Genomic DNA, 16023 nt, shown 5'->3' with positions numbered 1-16023 from the left:
CCCGCCCCCGTCGTGTCTCCAGTCCAGGCGGTACCTCTTCAAGCGCCGGTCGGCATTTCCAGCCCGTCCGGTGTTTGAGGACAAGGCCCGTTCAGCCCCAGCTTCTTTCCCATCCACCCGCTCCCGTCGTGTCTCCAGTCCAGGCGGTACCTCTTCAAGCGCCGGTCGGCATTTCCAGCCCGTCCGGCGTTTGAGGACGAGCGCGTCCAGCGCGAAAGGGGGGTCTGGGGGGCAGCCCCCAGGGATGGGACGGGTAAGGGCGGCGGGGGCGAAAAACGGGTGCAGCCCGCCGATGGGGGAAGTCGGCGGGCTGCAATGGTGCCGCAGTGGCTTGTCGGGTCAGAGGGTCAGAGGGTCAGCGGGTCGGAAAGATCAGTGGACCGAGTGCTCCTCCAGCGGGAACGTTCCGCCGGTCACATCCTCGGCGAACGCCTTCACCGCGTTCCCCATGACCTCACGCAGATCGGCGTACTGCTTGACGAACTTCGGCACGCGCCCCCCGGTCAGCCCGAGCATGTCCGTCCACACCAGCACCTGCGCGTCCGTGTCGGGCCCCGCCCCGATACCGACCGTGGGGATGTGCAGCGTGCGCGTGACCTCGGCGGCCAGCTCGGCCGGCACCAGCTCCAGGACCACCGCGAACGCGCCCGCGTCCTGCACGGCCTTCGCGTCCCGCAGCAGCTGCTGGGCGGCCTCCTCACCGCGCCCCTGGACCCGGTAGCCCATGGAGTTCACGGACTGCGGGGTCAGGCCGATGTGGGCCATCACCGGGATGCCGGACTCGACCAGCAGCTCGATCTGGCGGTGCGAGCGCTCGCCGCCCTCCAGCTTGACGGCACCGACCCCCGCCTCCTTCACCAGTCGCGTCGCCGACCGCAGCGCCTGCGTCGGCCCCTCCTGGTAGGACCCGAAGGGCAGGTCGCCGACGATCAGGGCCCGACTGGTGCCCCGTACGACGGCTGCCGAGAGCATGGTCATCTCGTCCATCGTGACGGGCACGGTCGTCTCGTACCCCAGGTGACAGTTGCCCGCCGAGTCGCCGACGAGCAGCACCGGGATACCGGACTCGTCGAAGACGGACGCGGTCGCCGCGTCGTACGCCGTGAGCATGGGCCACTTCTCGCCGCGCTCCTTGGCGGCGTTGATGTCGCGGACCGTGATGCGGCGGGTGCCCTTGCCTCCGTACAGCGCGTTGTTGCTGCTGTCGGAGGTCTTGTGGGCAGGCTGCTGAAGCTGCGTCATCGCAACGGCTCCTTCAAATCATCTCGAGGCACCCTGACGGCGTCCCCGGATCACTCCCATGGTGACACCTCGCGTCAGGGATCGGCTAGTGGTCGCCCGTGGGCCGGGTCCCCCTGTGCCGAACGTCTCGCGCGGCCCGGCCCTGCCCCTGCCCTGTGGCGTGGCGAGACCACCAGGGCGGAGCACCGGGCCACACCGTCGACCCGGCCTGCCTGAAGCGGGTGGAGCAGGTGGTCGACCGGGCCCTGGCCGACGGCTCCGTGACGAGCTGACCTGGCAGGGATGCTGTGCGGGCGGCGCGGCCGTACCTGTCTCGTCTCGTGCCGCCTGGCCGCGGTGCCAGAGTGCGATGGACTCGATCAGGGCGTGCCCGCCGGGATCCGTCCCTCGGTCATGCCGAGCGGACCGATTCCGGCGGTCACACACCGCGTCAGCAGGTCACGGCAGCGGCGGGTAGGCGTTGCGCGTCAGTTCCTGGAACTGGGCGGCGAACCAGTGTCCGGCCGGCGGCGAGTTCGGCAGTGAGCCCGGGGGGTTGTTGCCGTTGCGGGCGTTGCCGCGGAGACCTTCGGGTTCCAGGGCGCCACCAGCGGCGCTTTCGCCAAGCCCACCGCCTTCAGCCTGCGACGGGGTCAGTGCCGGGCGAACTGGACCCCTGTCGACTGCACGACGTCCGGGCGCACGGCGACCGCGTCGATGGTCAGTCGTTCTCCGTAGATGTCGGTGATCCTGATCGCGCCGCCACACCCGCTGCCGTTCTCAGAGAGGAAGTAGTTGTAGCCGGTGCGGGCCAGCTGACGCCAGCCGCTGCCGCTGCGGACCTCCAGCCGAGCGAGCGGGTTGCGGTGGCCCAGCGCTTGAATGCCGCACCACCATTGGCTGGACCCGTCCTTGTAGCGGATCGAGATCGTGCCCACCGCGTCGGGGCTCAACAGGCTCCAGGTGATCGGGATCCGACCGGTCGAGATGGGGACCAGTTTGGCGAAGGCCTGTTCGCTCAGGTCGAGTTGCCCCGGTGCACAGGGCAGGGGGCATACGTTGGTGATCTTGACCGTGACGGAAGCGCCGTTCGCCGTGCGGACGAGCACGTACGCCCCGCAGGCCGAGGACGTCTCGTAGTCGGTCTCGTTCATGGCCGCGATCATCATGTCGTCGCTGGGGCCGAACGAGCAGGCACCGTCCCCGACCTCGGCCGCGTAGACGGTCGCGTCTCCCCGGTACGTGGCGTTGGGCCGAATCCGTCCGACCAGGGACGACGTGGCCGGAGCCGTCCGGGGGGAGGCCGATGACGGCGTCGCCGACGGGATCGAGGCGGCCTTCGGGGTTTTGGCACCGGCCGACGGGGTCGCGGCGCCGGCCGACGGGGTCGCGGAGGCGGCGGACGGGGAGGCGGAGGGCGTCGGCGGCGTCGGCGGCACGGTCTCCTGGGAGTTGACGACGGCCGTAGCCGCGGCCGGCCCGGCATTCTCCGTGCCGTCAGGTTGCATCGTCATGACCAGGCAGGCGAGAAGACCGGTGACGACCAGCCCCGCGGCGGTGCCCACCAGCAGCCGGCGCCTGCTCCTGCGCTGTCGCGCGGCCTGGCGTGTCTCTTGCATTTTCATCCGTTCGGAAGAGCGTGTTCGGCGTTGCACAGCTCAGTGGCCACAGGTAGCGAAATGGTTGCCGCCGATTTCCGGCCGGGCAGGCGGGTTCGATGCGAGGCGGGAACCGGCCTGCGTCATTCAAGGTCTCGGTAAAGAATTGCGATACGAGACGGTCTCGTATCGAAATAGACCTAGGCTTGCGGTCATGACTACCCCTGCCGGCCCATCCACCCTCGGCCCCCGGATTCCGGAGGCCGTGCACCGGCGACGCTGGGTGATCCTCGGCGTGCTCATGCTCAGCCTGCTGATCGTGGTGCTCGACAACTCCATCCTCAACGTCGCCATCAAGACCATCTCCACCCCCGCCCCGACGGGCCTGGGCGCCACCCAGAGCCAGTTGGAGTGGGCGATCAACGCCTACACCCTCGTCTTCGCCGGCCTGCTGTTCTCCGCCGGGATCCTCGGCGACCGGCTCGGCCGCAAGAAGGTGCTGCTCGCCGGTCTCGCCGTGTTCGGCCTCGGCTCCGCCCTCGCCGCCTTCGCCGGCTCGCCCACCGAACTCATCGTCTTCCGGGCCGTGATGGGCTTCGGCGCCGCCTTCGTGATGCCCGCCACCCTCGCCGTCCTCATGAACGTGTTCGAGCGCGAGGAGCAGCCCAAGGCCATCGGGATCTGGGCCGGCGGTGTCGGGCTCGCCATCGCCATCGGACCGATCACCGGCGGCATCCTCCTCGACCACTTCTGGTGGGGGTCCGTCTTCCTCATCAACGTGCCGATCGTCCTCATCGCCATCGGACTGATGACGGTGCTGGTGCCCGACTCGCGCGACCCGAAGCCCGGCCGTATCGACCCCGTCGGGGTCCTGCTGTCCGTCGTAGGGCTGGTCCTGCTCGTCTACGGCATCATCAAGGGCGGCCAGCTCGCCGACTTCACCGACCCGCAGGTGCTGGCGACCATCGGCGCCGGTCTCGCCGTCCTCGTCGGCTTCGTGCTGTTCGAGAAGCGCAGCGACCATCCGTCGATCGATGTGACGTACTTCAAGAACAAGGTCTTCTCGGCCGCGATCTCCGTCATCGCGCTCGTCTTCTTCGCGCTGATGGGTGTGACCTTCTTCTCGGTCTTCTACACCCAGAGCGTGCGCGGCTACTCGCCGCTGCAGAGCGGCCTGCTGTTGCTGCCGCTGGCCGCCGCGCAGCTGATCTTCGCGCCGCGCGCCCGGCTGGCCGTCGACCGCTTCGGCATCCGGGCCACGACCACCGCCGCCATGCTCCTGATCGCCGCGACACTCGCCGCGTTCGCCACGTTCGAGGCGGACACCCCGATCTGGGTCCTCGAAGTCGTCTTCTTCCTCATGGGCGCCGGTATGGCGCACATCATGACGCCGACCAGCGTCGTCATCATGCAGGCCCTGCCCCGCGAGAAGGCCGGCTCCGCCTCCGCGCTCAGCAACACCTTCCGCCAGGTCGGCGGCGCGCTCGGCATCGCCGTCCTCGGCTCGGTCCTCTCGGCGGCCTACCGCACCGGCATCGAGGACAAGCTCGGCGCGCTGCCCGCCGGCGTACGGCACACCGCCGGCGAGTCCATCGAGGCCACGCTCGGCGTCGCCGCGAAGCTCGGCGCGCGGGGCGACGCCCTGATCGCCCCCGCCAACGACGCGTTCCTGCACGCGATGCACCTCACCGCGCTGTGCGGCGCGGGTGTCGCCCTCCTCGGCGCCCTGGTCGTCGGCCTGTGCCTGCCGGGCCGCCCGGCCCCACCCCAGGAGGGCGAGCAGGAGGCGAAGTTGGTGTCCGCGGACCACTGAACGGGCGGACGCACGGCGGCAAACGGAGAGAATCGTCGCAGGACGACGAAAGGAACGGATCGCGTGAACCTCGCGGACGGCCAGGCCGGCCAGGAGAGCCCCACTCGTGGCCGCCCCCGGAGCGAAGCCGTGGAGCGCTCCATCATCGAGGGCGTGCTGCAGCTCCTGGAGGAGGGCGTGCCGCTGGCGGACATCTCCATCGAGCGGGTCGCCCGTACCGCCCGGGTCGGCAAGGCCACCATCTACCGCCGCTGGCCGGGCAAGGAGGAACTGTTCGTCGACGTCATGCGGGCCATGGAGCCCCCGGGCCCGGAACTGCCCGGCACCTCCACGCGCGACGACCTGGTCGCCCTCCTGGAGTCGATGCGCCGGCGCGGACTGGCCAACCGGTCCTCGGCGTTCCTGCACAACGTCCAGGCGCAGATGAAGAGCAGCCCCAAGCTCTGGGCCGCCTACCACGGGACCGTCGTCGAACCGCGCCGCAAGCTCGGCGTCGAACTCCTGCGCAGGGGCCAGCAGAACGGAGAGGTGCGCCGGGATGTCGACGTCACCCTGATGAACGACCTCTTCGTCGGCGCCATGCTCGTACGCACCGTCCTGCGCCCCGACGGCGATCTGCCGGAGGGCCTGTCGGAGGAGATCGTCGACACGGTGCTGGAAGGTCTGCGGCCGGTCGGCCCGTAACCAGTAATTCGTACGTCTGTCGGGGCGCCCGGCGCTCGACTGTGCGTGTTTCGTCACAGGAGACGATCCTCGGGCGAGAGCCGGAACTGGTCGAGCCGACTTGTTCGTCATCGTCCCCGTACGGCCGTCATGGGACGGCGAGATCGGAACCGATCATCCCCTAGGGTCTTAGGCGCGGGGACGGACGGTGAGCACGGCGGGTTGTGAGGCGGCGGTATGGCGCAGCAGGCGTACATGACGGAGACGGACAACGGAGGCTCGGGACCCGAGCGTCGGGGATCCCGGCTCCGGCGCCTGCTGAGTCGTCAGGCGGCCGGCTGGCGGGGCGATCCGAGAATCTGGCGGCGGGGCCTGATCACCGCGGCGGTGGCGATTCTGCTGGCCCTGGTGATGCTGCTGCACGCGCAGATCCCCAACCGGATCGGCAACCTCGGCAGCCTCACCGAGACGTTCCTGCCCTGGTTCGGCATCGTCTGCGTGCCGTTGCTCGTCATCGCGCTGATCAGGCGCTCGGCGACCGCGCTGATCGCGGTCGTCCTGCCCGTCGCGGTCTGGCTGAACCTCTTCGGCGGGCTGCTCGGCAGCAACGCCGGCAGCGGCGGCGACCTGACGGTGGCCACCCACAACGTCAACGCGGAGAACCCGGACCCGTCCGGCACGGCCCGCGAGGTGGCGGGCTCCGGCGCCGACATCCTCGCCCTGGAGGAACTGACGGAACCGGCGGTCCCGACGTACGTGAAGGCCCTGGCGTCGACGTACAAGTACCACTCGGTGCAGGGCACGGTCGGCCTGTGGAGCAAGTACCCGATCAGCGCCTCCCGGCCGGTGGACATCAAGCTGGGCTGGACCCGCGCGATGCGCGCCACCGTGGCGACACCGGAGGGGCCGGTCGCGGTGTACGTCGCTCATCTCCCTTCGGTGCGCGTGAAGTTGGAGGCAGGCTTCACGGCCCGCCAGCGCGACAAGAGCGCGAACGCGCTGGGCGAGGCCCTCTCCGACGACACGTTGACACGCAAGATCCTGCTCGGCGACCTCAACGGCACGATGAACGACCGCGCGCTGAACGCCGTCACGGCCCAGATGCGCTCCACCCAGGGCGCGTCGGGCAGCGGGTTCGGGTTCAGCTGGCCGGCGTCGTTCCCGATGGCGCGCATCGACCAGATCATGGTGCAGGGCGTCGAGCCGGTCAGCTCCTGGTCCCTGCCGCGCACGGCGAGCGACCACCTGCCGATCGCCGCGCGGGTGAAGATTCCGGCATCGGCAACCGGCTCGTAACCGGGGTGCCGGTCTCCGCGGTCGCCTGCACGGACGGCTGAAGTCGGCCGCACGCCAACGGCCGGACCCGGACATCCCGGAGGCGGGGGTGCCATCCGCCGCGACGCGATCACCGTACGGCAGGGGACGTCAGACCTTCCCGATGCCGAGCGTGGTCTCGCGGGGCAGCATTCCTGAGCCGAGGACCTCCAGCCAGAGCGGGCCGAGGAGCTCGGCGAGCCGCGCGGTGCCCTCGGCGCCGAGCGTCTGCCAGGGGGCAGCGGCCAGTTCGTCGGTACGGTGCTCGACCTCGGCGCGCAGGGCGCGGCCCGCGTCGGTCGCCGCGCCGCTGGTGTCCAGCAGTCCTCGCGCGACGAGCCGTTCGCGGGCGGCCATCCACTCGGACTCGCTCCAGCCGCGGCTTGCGAAGACCTCGGCCGGTGCCGCACCGACCGCGGCGAAGGACACCAGGGCCTCCACGGAGTCGAGCCCCGCCGTCAGGAGGGCGGCGAGATGGCCGTCACCGCGGTGCTCACGCAGGATCGTCGCGGCCTGCCACAGCACGAGGTGCGGTTCCTGCGGCCAGGGCAGCACGGCGTTGGCGGCGGCGAGCGGGCGGCCCTCGTTGCGCGCGGCCTGTGCCGCCCGGCGGGCGAGCGCGGCGGCCTCGGCGAGATCGGGACTGTCCGTCCGCTCGCCGATGAGCGCCCGGTATGCCCGGTCGACGCCCCGTGTCCGGGCCGCGACCACCTTGTCCGGTGCGGCGACGTCCCAGGCGGCGGGGATGTGCTCGGCAACCATGCGCGGGCTGAAGCTGTAGAACGCGGAGGCCACCTGAGGGGATCCGGGTGCCCCGAGCGGTGCCGCCCGCAAGGCGAAGTAGCCCGGCCAGCGCTTGCCGGTGTCGTAACCGAGCGCCTTGACCTCCTCGACGACTTCGGGAGCGTAGTAAAGGACGGCGTGCAGGGGCTCCAGGAGATGCCACATCTGCCGTACGCGTCCGTTGTCGTTCCCCATGACGATCCCTCTTCCCCCATGACTCATGAATCTTGTCATCGGCTAGATTGCATTCGACCGGCAATTTTGTCAATGCCTAGATTCTGCGTAACCTGCTGACCATGAGCGCCGAACGTGCCTACCACCACGGAGACCTGCGACGGGCCGTGCTCGCCGCGGCCCTCGACGTCATCGCCACCGAAGGGCCGGCGGCCCTGTCCCTGCGTGACCTGGCCCGCCGTGCGGGCGTCTCTCACGCCGCGCCCGCACACCATTTCAAGGACCGCCCGGGCCTCCTCACCGCCATCGCGACCGAGGGTTACGGCCTGCTGGCCGCCACCCTCGGTGAAGCGCAGGGCCTGCGTGACCTGGGAGTCCGGTACGTGCGCTTCGCCACCGCACACCCGGCCCACTTCCAGATCATGTTCCGCCCGGACCTCCTGCGCCCGGACGACCAGGAGTTCCTCGCGGCGCGCGAGCGGACGCGGAGTCAGCTCCGTACGGCGGTGGAGGGCTACGGCGACGACCCGGCCACCGGCTTCATGGCGGCCTGGTCGATGGCCCACGGCTTCGCGACGCTGCTGCTCTCCCGCAACCTGGACGGCCCGCTGGACGGGCGGGACCCTGAAGAGGTCTTTCGGTCGCTGACGGACCAGATGTTCCAGGCTGCCGAGAACCCCGCGACAGGCTGACCCGTACCTGTGGAGCCAAGGGCGAGGCGGCCAGGCGGCTTGCGATGTTCATGCCCCGTCCGCCAGGGGAATACTGGGCGCGGGAGCCTTTGTTCCGTACGTGAACATAAACTGTACGGACCTACGCTCACCGCTCCCTTCGAAAGGCCGCCTTCCCCATGTCACGGCGCACGCCGACCCTGGCCCTGCTCGCCCTCGCCGTAGGTGCTTTCGGCATCGGCACCACCGAGTTCGTGATCATGGGCCTGCTGCCCGACGTCGCCGACGACCTGAGCATCTCGATCCCGACCGCCGGACACCTGGTCTCGGCGTACGCGCTGGGCGTCGTCATCGGCGCCCCGCTGCTGGCGGCGGTCACGGCGCGGATGGCGCGCCGCACCGTCCTGATCGGGCTGATGGTCCTGTTCGTCGCGGGCAACGCCCTGTCGGCGTTCGCACCGGACTACGACTACCTCCTGGCCGCCCGCTTCCTGAGCGGGCTGCCGCACGGTGCCTTCTTCGGTGTGGGCGCGGTGGTGGCGACGACCATGGCGGCCCCGGAACGCAAGGCCCGCTCGGTCTCCCTGATGTTCCTCGGTCTGACGGTCGCGAACGTGCTCGGCGTCCCGGCGGCGACGGCGATCGGCCAGAACTTCGGCTGGCGGGTGACCTTCCTCGGCGTGGGCGTGATCGGCCTGGCGGCGATAGCGTCGCTGGCGCTGCTGATACCGCACGACCGGACGGCAGCACCGGTGGCAGGCCTGCGCGGCGAACTGGCCGCGCTGAAGTCGCTGCCGGTGTGGCTGGCCCTGGGCACGACGGTGGCGGGCTTCGGCGCCCTGTTCTCGGCGTACAGCTACATCGCCCCGATGCTCACGGACTCCGCCGGCTACGCCGACTCCAGCGTGACGCTGCTGCTGGCACTGTTCGGCGTGGGCGCGACCATCGGCAACCTGCTGGGCGGCCGGCTCGCCGACCACGCGATGCGAGGCACGCTGTTCGGCGGCCTGGTGTCGCTGATCGTGGTCCTGGGCGCGTTCCCGCTGCTGATGAGTACGCCGTGGAGCGCGGCGTTGGCGGTCATGCTGCTGGGCACGGCGGCGTTCGTCGCAGGCTCACCGCTCAACCTGATGGTGATGGAGAGGGCGTCGACGGCCCCGTCCCTGGCGTCCTCGGCGAACCAGGCGGCCTTCAACCTGGCGAACGCGGGCGGCGCGTGGGTCGGCGGACTGGCCCTGGCGGCAGGGTTCGGGGTGACGTCTCCGGCGCTGGTGGGGGCGGGACTGGCCGTGCTGGGCCTGGGAGTTGCCGGGACCGCGTACGTGGTGGACCGGCGACGTGCGGTGACTCGGCCGGTGGCCGGGCGTGAACGGGTGGTGGCCTCGCACATGCCGGAGCCGGTGGAGGCCGTACGGCACTGAGGTCGTCCGGGTGGTGCCGTACCCCTTCGTCGTCGTCGGCGGGGAATTCGGTCGCGTCCCGCGTGGCGAGCCGCTAGCTTCCGCGTGAGCGCGGGGACGTACGACGGCGCGACGACGCGAACCACGGAGGGAGCCGGACATGGGGACCGAGAGCATGCGGACCGACCGCTTGGGCATACTGCTCGACCAGTTCGACCACGCGAGGGAGATGGCCCAGGTACGGCTGACGGGGCTCAGCGACGAGGAGTACCTGTGGGAGCCGGTGCCCGGCTGCTGGTCGCTCCGGCGCCGCGGCGAGGCGACGACGCCCAGGGCGTTCGGGCCGGGGGAGTGGGTGCTCGACCTGGGCGCGGCGGACATCCCGGCGAGCGAGTACGCCGAGGTCGCCCGGCAGGCCGCCGACGGCATGACCGTCGCGAAGATCGCCGACGACTGGAGCGTGAGCGTCGAGCGGGTCGAGGAGATCCTCGCCCACACCGGTACGCCGGAACCCGACACGACGGCGGTCACGACCATCGCGTGGCGGCTGGGGCACCTGCACTTCCAGTTCGCGGGCGCATGGGAGTGGGCCTTCGGCGAACGACGGCAGGATCCGAAGCTGATGGTCGACTTCACCCCCTCCGCCGACGTGACCCTCGACCGGTTCTGGACGGTGATCGACCGCTGGCGGGACAGCATCGCCACCGTCACCGACGAGCAGCTCGACACGGTGGGCTTCTCGCAGTACCCGTACAGCAACGACTCCGACTACGCGTACATCGGCGTGCTGGCGGGGTCCAACCTCGAGTTCATCCACCACATGTCCGAGATCGCGGTCCTGCGCGACCTGTGGGGCGCCCGCTTCAAGACGCAGTGACCGGTGGCCGATGAGTTTTGCCGCGACCGGGGGTCTGTGAAGGTAGAACGGGCTGTGAACCAGCCAAAAGCCCCCCGAGCCACACCCAGGAGACCCGAGATGCGCACCCTGATCAGCACCGCCTTCGTCTCGCTCGACGGCGTCGTGGAGGCCCCGGGCGGCGAACCCGGCTACCGGAACTCCGGCTGGACCTTCAAGGACATCGAGTTCCTCCCCGAGGCGTACGAGATCAAGGGCCGGGAGCAGAAGGAGTCCACCGCGATGCTGCTGGGCCGGGCCAGCTACGAGTCGTTCAGCCCGGTCTGGCCGGACATGGAGGACTTCGCCGACTACAAGGTGATGCCGAAGTACGTCGTCTCCACCACCCTCACCGAGGGCGACCTCGTCCCGAACTGGGGCGAGACCACGATCCTCCGCTCGCTCGACGACGTCGCCGCTCTGAAGGAGACCGAGGGCGGCCTGATCATCATCCACGGCAGCGCCACCCTCACCCGCAACCTCTCCGACGCCGGCCTCATCGACCGCTACCACCTGCTGGTCTTCCCGCTGCTGCTCGGCGCGGGCAAGCGCCTGTTCAGCGCCACGGACAAGGACACCCAGAAGCTGAGGCTCGTCGAGTCCGAGGTGTACGCCAACGGCGTGCAGAAGAACGTCTTCGACGTGGTCCGCTGACAGCGTTCACTTCTCCCGAGTCGCCTCGGCGAACGCGGCCATCCTGCGGGCGTAACCGTCCGGGTCGCCGAAATGCACCGCGAGGTGCTCGGCTCCGGCGGCCCGGAAGGCTTCGGCGGTGCGGGCGGCCCCGTCGACGGTGCCGTCCGGGCCGTGCCAGTCGATCCGGGTGCCGGGGGACACCGTGTGGCCGTCCGTACGAGCCCGTAGGAAGGCCAGCCGTTCGGCGAACGCCGTCGGGTCCAGGCCCACGCCCTGCCAGAGGTCGGCGTACCGGGCCGCCCGGCGCAGGGCGGCGTCGGTGACACCGCCGGTCATCACCGGCACGGGAGCGTCGGGGCGTGGCTCGAAGACGCCCGTCTCGAAGCCGTACCAGCGGCCGTCGAAGGGGCCTCGGCCGGTTGCGAAGAGGTGCCTCAGGAGTGCGATGGCCTCGTCCGTGCGGGCGGCCCGGCTCCTGAAGTCGGCGCCGACGGCGGTGAATTCGCGTTCGTCCCAGCCGATACTGACCCCCAGAGTGATCCGTCCGCCGGAGAGTCCGTGCAGGGTCGCGACCTGTTTGGCCACCACGAAAGGACTGCGCAGGGGCAGAACCAGCACAGAGGTGCCGAACCGGATCCGGGTCGTCGCGGCCGCCAGCCAGCCCATCGTCACCAGCGGTTCGAGGACCCCTCCGTACACCGGGCCGTACTCGCTGGGCGGCAGGACGTGGTCGGGGAGCCACGCCGTGTCATAGCCGAGGGCCTCGGCCTGCTGTGCCAGGTCCGTGAGCAGGTGCGGGTCGGTTCCCGCGGCCTCGTTGGGGAGGACGACCTGTAGCTTCACGCTTCACCGCCTCTCGCCGTGCAGAAAGTCGAGGACCGGCTTCAGCCACTCCTGGGGCCGCTCGACCATGACCACATGGTCGCTGTCGATCTCCGTGTACTGCGCGCCCCGGATCCCGGCCGCCAGGGCACGGGAGCCCGCAGGCAGGACCAGGCTGTCGGCCGTCGTCGCGACGACCAGCGTCGGTGCGGCGACTTCGGCCAGGTCACCGGTGATGTCGAGGCCGGCGGCCAGGTCGATCTGCGGGTGGAGCGCGGGCGGCACGTCGGCCCGCCAGCCGGGGAGGAGACCGAGCAGATGGTCGTCGGGCCGGGCGAACCCGGCGGTCAGCACGAGCGCGGTCACCCGCTCGGGATGGCGTACGGCGGCCCGCACCGCCACCAGCGTGCCGAGCGAGAAGCCGACGACCGCGAACCGCCCGACACCGCGCCGTACGGCGGAGTCGACGACAGCGTCCGTGAGCTCATCGAGGTCCAGCGGCGCGGTGACGGCCGGCGTGCCGCCCGAGCCCGGGTAGTCCGGGGCGACGACGGTGTGGGCGGCGGAGAGGGCGGGCAGAACCGGGCCGAAGTTGCCTTCGACGCTGCCGGTCGCTCCATGGGCGAGCAGCAGTCCCGGACCGGTTCCGGCGACGGCGGTGGCAAGGGCGGGGAATGAATCACGCATGCCCCGTACGTTGACCCATCACACCGGTGTGAAGGTCAAGTCCCAGGCGTCGTAAGGAGAATCGGTGCTGATAGGCGAACTGTCACGGCGGACCGGAGTGGTTGCCCGGCTGCTGCGGTACTACGAGGAGCAGGGCCTGCTGAGCCCCGACCGCGACAGCAGCGGATACCGCGTGTACGCGCCGGACGCCCCGCACGTCGTCGCCCGCATCCGGGGCATGCTGGCGGCAGGGCTGACCACCGACGCCATCCGCGAGATGCTGCCGTGCGCCACCGACACGGGGCCGGGGATCGACCCCTGCCCGGATGTCCTGCGGACGATGGCCGCGCACCTGGAGCGGATGGACGCCGACATCGCCGGTCTGCGCAGCCGCCGGGCCGCGCTGGCCGAGTTGCGCGACGCGACCGAGGCACGGCAGGGACAGGGGCAGGCGCGGGCTTGCTGAAAGGCGCAGCCCAAGGAGGGGGGGCGTCGGGCGGGGCGCCCGGGGTGAACCCCGCCCCGCCCCCTACACTCCGGCCTCATCGACGACTACCACCTGCTCGTCTTCCCGCTGCTTCTCAGCGCGGGCAAGCGCCTGTTCAGCACCACGGACAAGGACACCCAGCAGCTGAAGCTCGTCGAATCCGAGGTGTACGCCAACGGCGTGCAGAAGAACGTCTTCGACGTCGTCCGGCGGTGAGAGCGCCGCACCCCGGCAGCCGCCCTCAGCTTCCAGCTTCGTTCACCGGGACCGGACGCAGACGGTGACAACAGCACGTGCACACCAGATAGCGCAGTCCCGGAACACCGCTGTCCCGGGGCTCCGCATCCTGGCACCCGTCATGGGTGCCGATGGTGCAGAGGCTGGACAGGTACGGAGGCTCCGGCACCCAAGCCGGTTGCGGGGCGCGGGTCACCGGTCCGTACCCCTGCCGGTGTTGGTCGTGGGATGGGGAGGGGTGACGTTCCATGTGCGGTCCCAGGGGTCGCGGTGGTCGCCGTCGTGTCCGTGGGGGAGGACGCAGGCGCCGAGCTCGCTGAGGATGGGGGCGTGGTAGAGCAGGGAGGCGCGGGCTGTTCCGCACGGGTTCGTGTGCGTGGTCGGTGTGGTCATCGGGCGCCTCCGGCGTAGGCGCGGCGGTAGGCGTCCCACAGTTCGCGTCCACCCTCGCACCCGTCCTGTGCCTTGCGGACGGTCCTGCAGCCGTCGGCGCACTTGCGGGTGTGCTCGTGCCACAGCCGGTAGGCGCGCAGCATCGGCAACTCGGCCTGCCGTACGGCCGCAATGACCCTCGTAGCCCTCGCGCCGCTCATCGCACGCCACCCACGGCGGGGACGGCGGTGTGGATGTCGCGGCCGTCGAGGTCGAGACGGAAGTGGGCCGCCAGTACCAGCACCAGCACGCGCCGTCGCCTCCACCTCAACACCCGTTCCCGCGCTGTCCAGTACGGCCGTACACGGGCCGCACGCAGTGCCGTGACCGCCTCCGGAGCCAGGCACTCGGTGAGGGCGGGCAGGTACGGCCGTGACAGGCGGGACGCCGAACCGTCCAGCGGTGCCCGGTCGGTGCTGTACGGCGACCGACGCACTGCAGGCACGCATACCGCGCGATCGACGGGATCTCGTGGGTTCTTCCTCGTCACGACGGTCTGCGTTGCCGTCGGGGGTTTCCGGCGGGTGCCGGTCGGTGGGATCAGGCGGGTGAGGCCCCAGAGAATCAGGGTCACCACCGCCCAGTGCAACGCCGCAGCGCTACGCTCGGCCATGTTCATCACTCCTTGAGGTGGTGGGCCACGCCCCCGGACCGGTCGCACGGTCGCGGGGGTCTTTGCACTTCCACATCGTGGTGACAACAGAAGGCCGGAACTATCAGACATCGCTGATAGCCCCGGCCTTCGCTTGACGGAGTGTCACATACCGAGCCATGAACCGAAGTTGTTGAAGGTGTCCGGCATTCTGCGCCTGGCCGCTTCCAGCCCGGCATAGGTCTCGCGGACTGTCGGGTGGTACCGGGTCTGCTGCGGCGCGAGCTTGCGTGCTCTCATCAGGCTCTTGAACGCCGCGTCCGTACGACCTGTCCACATCTCCGCCCGCGCTACCTCGGCGTGGTGATGCGCCAGCCGGGACGGAGGCCACTCGTCCGGAATCGCGATCTCCTGGGCTGCATGCACGGCCTCGGGGTACTGGTCGAGTTCCGCGAGCACGCTCACGCGGTGCACGCCGACGTTGGTCGGGCCGAACGACAGCCAATGCACCTTCTCCGCAGGTCCGGTCCGGTCGGCGATGCGCTGCGCCTCGCCGAGGTGTCCCTCCGCTGCCTCCGTGTCCTTGGAGCGACCCGCCAACACGGCGGCACCCAGGTGGAGTTGCCCGGTGAGAACATCACGCACGCGGCCCGCCTCGGCCTGCTCCAGGGTGGCCATCCCCAGTCCGACCAGCCGCCCACCGGTGCGGTAGTCACTGGCTCGGAGGTAGGCCAAAGCCCGGAGATACTGACGCATCCCGGCGAGCGCCGGGTCCGATGCGCGCTGCGCCGCCCAGTCCATCCGGTCCAGGGCCACCGTGCACAGGTCGGGGAACCCTAGCTTCGTGGTCACGTCGTACGCGGTCCGGTACGTGCTCGCCAGGAGCTGCCAGTTGCGGTCAACGGGCTTGGTGTGCGCGGCCGTTGTGGCCTCATGGATCAGGCCCGGGAGGTCGGCGGCGACCTGCTTGATGTTCGTCGCGCGGACCATGGCGCAGAGCCTCTCCGCGTCGGCCTCCAGCTCTGCCACCGGGCGCGGGGTCACGTCCGGGTCGGGACCCAGGTCGTAGATGTTCAGCGCCTCGCGGATCGGGTTGATCAGACCGTCCAGTTGGTCCTGGCGCAGTTCATCGAGGTAGGGCTGGCCAGTGAGATCGGTGACCGCCACAGACAGCGCACGGGCCAACGCCCCGGTGACCGACGGGCTCGCGGGCAGGTTGCCTTGTTCCACCTTGGTCAGCGTGCTGTACGAGACATGCGAGAGGTCAGCCAACTCACGTTGCGTCAACCGGCGGGCTTTGCGCGCACGTGCGATGCGTGCGCCCGTGTGCTCGTCCATTTGCGGGGGCATCAGGGCTCCGTTCTGACTCGACACCAGAACGGTACCTCTGGTAGTGCCTGGGCAACGATGTGATTGGCCCCAGCCTCATCGCTCATCGGCAGCTCAGCCCACTACGTTAACTGCCACCGTCCGAGGGCGACTTGAAGTCGCGGTCTTGAGTCACCGAAGGCTTGGTGCGAGGTGACGGGTCCATGAATCGATCTCGGCACGGGATGTCTTGATGGCACTGATCAACCTTCGGGAACGTCCAGCTTCGACTTGCGGGCGTTCAGGCTGAG

17 protein-coding genes and 1 pseudogene are annotated in these 16023 nt (G+C 70.1%); 9 read left to right on the top strand and 9 right to left on the bottom strand.

Going from position 1 to position 16023, the window contains the following annotated elements; translation table 11 throughout:
• Window positions 1-372 precede the first annotated feature (372 nt).
• Together panB and ACH4TV_RS02110 are read right to left on the bottom strand one after the other, a co-directional pair.
• Complete coding sequence (gene panB / locus ACH4TV_RS02115; RefSeq protein ID WP_398393280.1) at window positions 373-1242, bottom strand: 3-methyl-2-oxobutanoate hydroxymethyltransferase; 870 nt, start codon at window positions 1240-1242, stop codon at window positions 373-375.
• Between the two features lie 632 nt (window positions 1243-1874).
• Window positions 1875-2840 carry an expansin EXLX1 family cellulose-binding protein gene (locus tag ACH4TV_RS02110; protein WP_398393278.1) on the bottom strand — a complete coding sequence of 322 codons (966 nt, stop codon included), beginning with the start codon at window positions 2838-2840 and terminating at the stop codon, window positions 1875-1877.
• A 193-nt stretch (window positions 2841-3033) separates the two neighbouring features.
• Here ACH4TV_RS02110 and ACH4TV_RS02105 point away from each other — a divergent pair, with 193 nt between their 5' ends.
• The 3 genes from ACH4TV_RS02105 to ACH4TV_RS02095 all read left to right on the top strand — a co-directional run bounded on the left by ACH4TV_RS02105 (window position 3034) and on the right by ACH4TV_RS02095 (window position 6591).
• Complete coding sequence (locus tag ACH4TV_RS02105; RefSeq protein WP_398393276.1) at window positions 3034-4632, top strand: MFS transporter; 1599 nt, start codon at window positions 3034-3036, stop codon at window positions 4630-4632.
• A gap of 63 nt (window positions 4633-4695) precedes the next feature.
• Entirely contained in the window at window positions 4696-5316 is a 621-nt protein-coding gene (locus ACH4TV_RS02100) for a TetR/AcrR family transcriptional regulator (RefSeq protein WP_398393274.1), read from the top strand.
• A gap of 216 nt (window positions 5317-5532) precedes the next feature.
• Complete coding sequence (locus ACH4TV_RS02095) at window positions 5533-6591, top strand: endonuclease/exonuclease/phosphatase family protein (protein WP_398393272.1); 1059 nt, start codon at window positions 5533-5535, stop codon at window positions 6589-6591.
• A gap of 129 nt (window positions 6592-6720) precedes the next feature.
• Here ACH4TV_RS02095 and ACH4TV_RS02090 read toward each other — a convergent pair whose 3' ends face one another.
• Window positions 6721-7587 (bottom strand): hypothetical protein, encoded by an 867-nt coding sequence (locus tag ACH4TV_RS02090; RefSeq protein WP_398393270.1) that lies wholly within the window; start codon window positions 7585-7587, stop codon window positions 6721-6723.
• Window positions 7588-7688: 101 nt separating this feature from the next.
• Between ACH4TV_RS02090 and ACH4TV_RS02085 the strand changes: the two genes are divergently transcribed.
• The 4 genes from ACH4TV_RS02085 to ACH4TV_RS02070 all read left to right on the top strand — a co-directional run bounded on the left by ACH4TV_RS02085 (window position 7689) and on the right by ACH4TV_RS02070 (window position 11186).
• Window positions 7689-8258, top strand: a complete 570-nt coding sequence (locus ACH4TV_RS02085) for a TetR/AcrR family transcriptional regulator (RefSeq protein WP_398393268.1) — start codon at window positions 7689-7691, stop codon at window positions 8256-8258.
• 158 nt (window positions 8259-8416) lie between these two features.
• On the top strand, window positions 8417-9658 hold the full coding sequence (locus ACH4TV_RS02080) for an MFS transporter (protein WP_398393266.1): 1242 nt from the start codon (window positions 8417-8419) through the stop codon (window positions 9656-9658).
• Window positions 9659-9797: 139 nt separating this feature from the next.
• Window positions 9798-10514, top strand: coding sequence for a DinB family protein (locus ACH4TV_RS02075; protein ID WP_398393264.1), 717 nt, complete (start codon window positions 9798-9800; stop codon window positions 10512-10514).
• A gap of 99 nt (window positions 10515-10613) precedes the next feature.
• Complete coding sequence (locus ACH4TV_RS02070; protein ID WP_398393262.1) at window positions 10614-11186, top strand: dihydrofolate reductase family protein; 573 nt, start codon at window positions 10614-10616, stop codon at window positions 11184-11186.
• A gap of 6 nt (window positions 11187-11192) precedes the next feature.
• On the opposite strand, the gene ACH4TV_RS02065 is transcribed toward ACH4TV_RS02070, so the two are convergent.
• Together ACH4TV_RS02065 and ACH4TV_RS02060 are read right to left on the bottom strand one after the other, a co-directional pair.
• Complete coding sequence (locus tag ACH4TV_RS02065) at window positions 11193-12011, bottom strand: TIGR03619 family F420-dependent LLM class oxidoreductase (RefSeq protein ID WP_398393260.1); 819 nt, start codon at window positions 12009-12011, stop codon at window positions 11193-11195.
• A 3-nt stretch (window positions 12012-12014) separates the two neighbouring features.
• Window positions 12015-12677 carry an alpha/beta fold hydrolase gene (locus ACH4TV_RS02060; RefSeq protein WP_398393258.1) on the bottom strand — a complete coding sequence of 221 codons (663 nt, stop codon included), beginning with the start codon at window positions 12675-12677 and terminating at the stop codon, window positions 12015-12017.
• A gap of 64 nt (window positions 12678-12741) precedes the next feature.
• Here ACH4TV_RS02060 and ACH4TV_RS02055 point away from each other — a divergent pair, with 64 nt between their 5' ends.
• Complete coding sequence (locus ACH4TV_RS02055; RefSeq protein WP_398393256.1) at window positions 12742-13122, top strand: MerR family transcriptional regulator; 381 nt, start codon at window positions 12742-12744, stop codon at window positions 13120-13122.
• A gap of 69 nt (window positions 13123-13191) precedes the next feature.
• Window positions 13192-13359: pseudogene (locus tag ACH4TV_RS02050) on the top strand (dihydrofolate reductase family protein); the annotation flags it as partial.
• Between the two features lie 213 nt (window positions 13360-13572).
• Here the strand turns inward: ACH4TV_RS02050 and ACH4TV_RS02045 are convergent.
• The 4 genes from ACH4TV_RS02045 to ACH4TV_RS02030 all read right to left on the bottom strand — a co-directional run bounded on the left by ACH4TV_RS02045 (window position 13573) and on the right by ACH4TV_RS02030 (window position 15754).
• Window positions 13573-13773, bottom strand: coding sequence for a hypothetical protein (locus tag ACH4TV_RS02045; RefSeq protein WP_398393254.1), 201 nt, complete (start codon window positions 13771-13773; stop codon window positions 13573-13575).
• Window positions 13770-13973 (bottom strand): hypothetical protein, encoded by a 204-nt coding sequence (locus ACH4TV_RS02040; protein ID WP_398393252.1) that lies wholly within the window; start codon window positions 13971-13973, stop codon window positions 13770-13772. The genes ACH4TV_RS02045 and ACH4TV_RS02040 overlap by 4 nt, the downstream gene beginning before the upstream one ends.
• Complete coding sequence (locus ACH4TV_RS02035) at window positions 13970-14425, bottom strand: hypothetical protein (protein WP_398393250.1); 456 nt, start codon at window positions 14423-14425, stop codon at window positions 13970-13972. Before ACH4TV_RS02035 ends, ACH4TV_RS02040 begins: the two co-directional genes overlap by 4 nt.
• Before the next feature lie 144 nt (window positions 14426-14569).
• A complete protein-coding gene (locus ACH4TV_RS02030) occupies window positions 14570-15754 on the bottom strand; it encodes a helix-turn-helix domain-containing protein (RefSeq protein WP_398393248.1) in 1185 nt (394 codons plus the stop codon).
• Window positions 15755-16023 lie beyond the last annotated feature (269 nt).

This window comes from Streptomyces sp. NPDC020898 (genome assembly GCF_044333925.1).
GTDB lineage: Bacteria > Actinomycetota > Actinomycetes > Streptomycetales > Streptomycetaceae > Streptomyces.
Note: the sequence above shows the minus strand (reverse complement) of the source record. Positions and strands in the feature narration are given on the sequence as shown.

What these genes read in the sequence shown, in the direction of transcription:
- ACH4TV_RS02080 (WP_398393266.1), top strand. Translation starts at nt 8,417, where the DNA reads ATGTCACGGCGCACGCCGACCCTGGCCCTGCTCGCCCTCGCCGTAGGT.
- ACH4TV_RS02035 (WP_398393250.1), bottom strand. Translation starts at nt 14,425, where the DNA reads ATGGCCGAGCGTAGCGCTGCGGCGTTGCACTGGGCGGTGGTGACCCTG.
- ACH4TV_RS02090 (WP_398393270.1), bottom strand. Translation starts at nt 7,587, where the DNA reads ATGGGGAACGACAACGGACGCGTACGGCAGATGTGGCATCTCCTGGAG.
- ACH4TV_RS02110 (WP_398393278.1), bottom strand. Translation starts at nt 2,840, where the DNA reads ATGCAAGAGACACGCCAGGCCGCGCGACAGCGCAGGAGCAGGCGCCGG.
- ACH4TV_RS02045 (WP_398393254.1), bottom strand. Translation starts at nt 13,773, where the DNA reads ATGACCACACCGACCACGCACACGAACCCGTGCGGAACAGCCCGCGCC.
- ACH4TV_RS02075 (WP_398393264.1), top strand. Translation starts at nt 9,798, where the DNA reads ATGGGGACCGAGAGCATGCGGACCGACCGCTTGGGCATACTGCTCGAC.
- ACH4TV_RS02095 (WP_398393272.1), top strand. Translation starts at nt 5,533, where the DNA reads ATGGCGCAGCAGGCGTACATGACGGAGACGGACAACGGAGGCTCGGGA.
- ACH4TV_RS02040 (WP_398393252.1), bottom strand. Translation starts at nt 13,973, where the DNA reads ATGAGCGGCGCGAGGGCTACGAGGGTCATTGCGGCCGTACGGCAGGCC.
- ACH4TV_RS02030 (WP_398393248.1), bottom strand. Translation starts at nt 15,754, where the DNA reads ATGCCCCCGCAAATGGACGAGCACACGGGCGCACGCATCGCACGTGCG.
- ACH4TV_RS02105 (WP_398393276.1), top strand. Translation starts at nt 3,034, where the DNA reads ATGACTACCCCTGCCGGCCCATCCACCCTCGGCCCCCGGATTCCGGAG.
- ACH4TV_RS02060 (WP_398393258.1), bottom strand. Translation starts at nt 12,677, where the DNA reads ATGCGTGATTCATTCCCCGCCCTTGCCACCGCCGTCGCCGGAACCGGT.
- panB (WP_398393280.1), bottom strand. Translation starts at nt 1,242, where the DNA reads ATGACGCAGCTTCAGCAGCCTGCCCACAAGACCTCCGACAGCAGCAAC.
- ACH4TV_RS02085 (WP_398393268.1), top strand. Translation starts at nt 7,689, where the DNA reads ATGAGCGCCGAACGTGCCTACCACCACGGAGACCTGCGACGGGCCGTG.
- ACH4TV_RS02070 (WP_398393262.1), top strand. Translation starts at nt 10,614, where the DNA reads ATGCGCACCCTGATCAGCACCGCCTTCGTCTCGCTCGACGGCGTCGTG.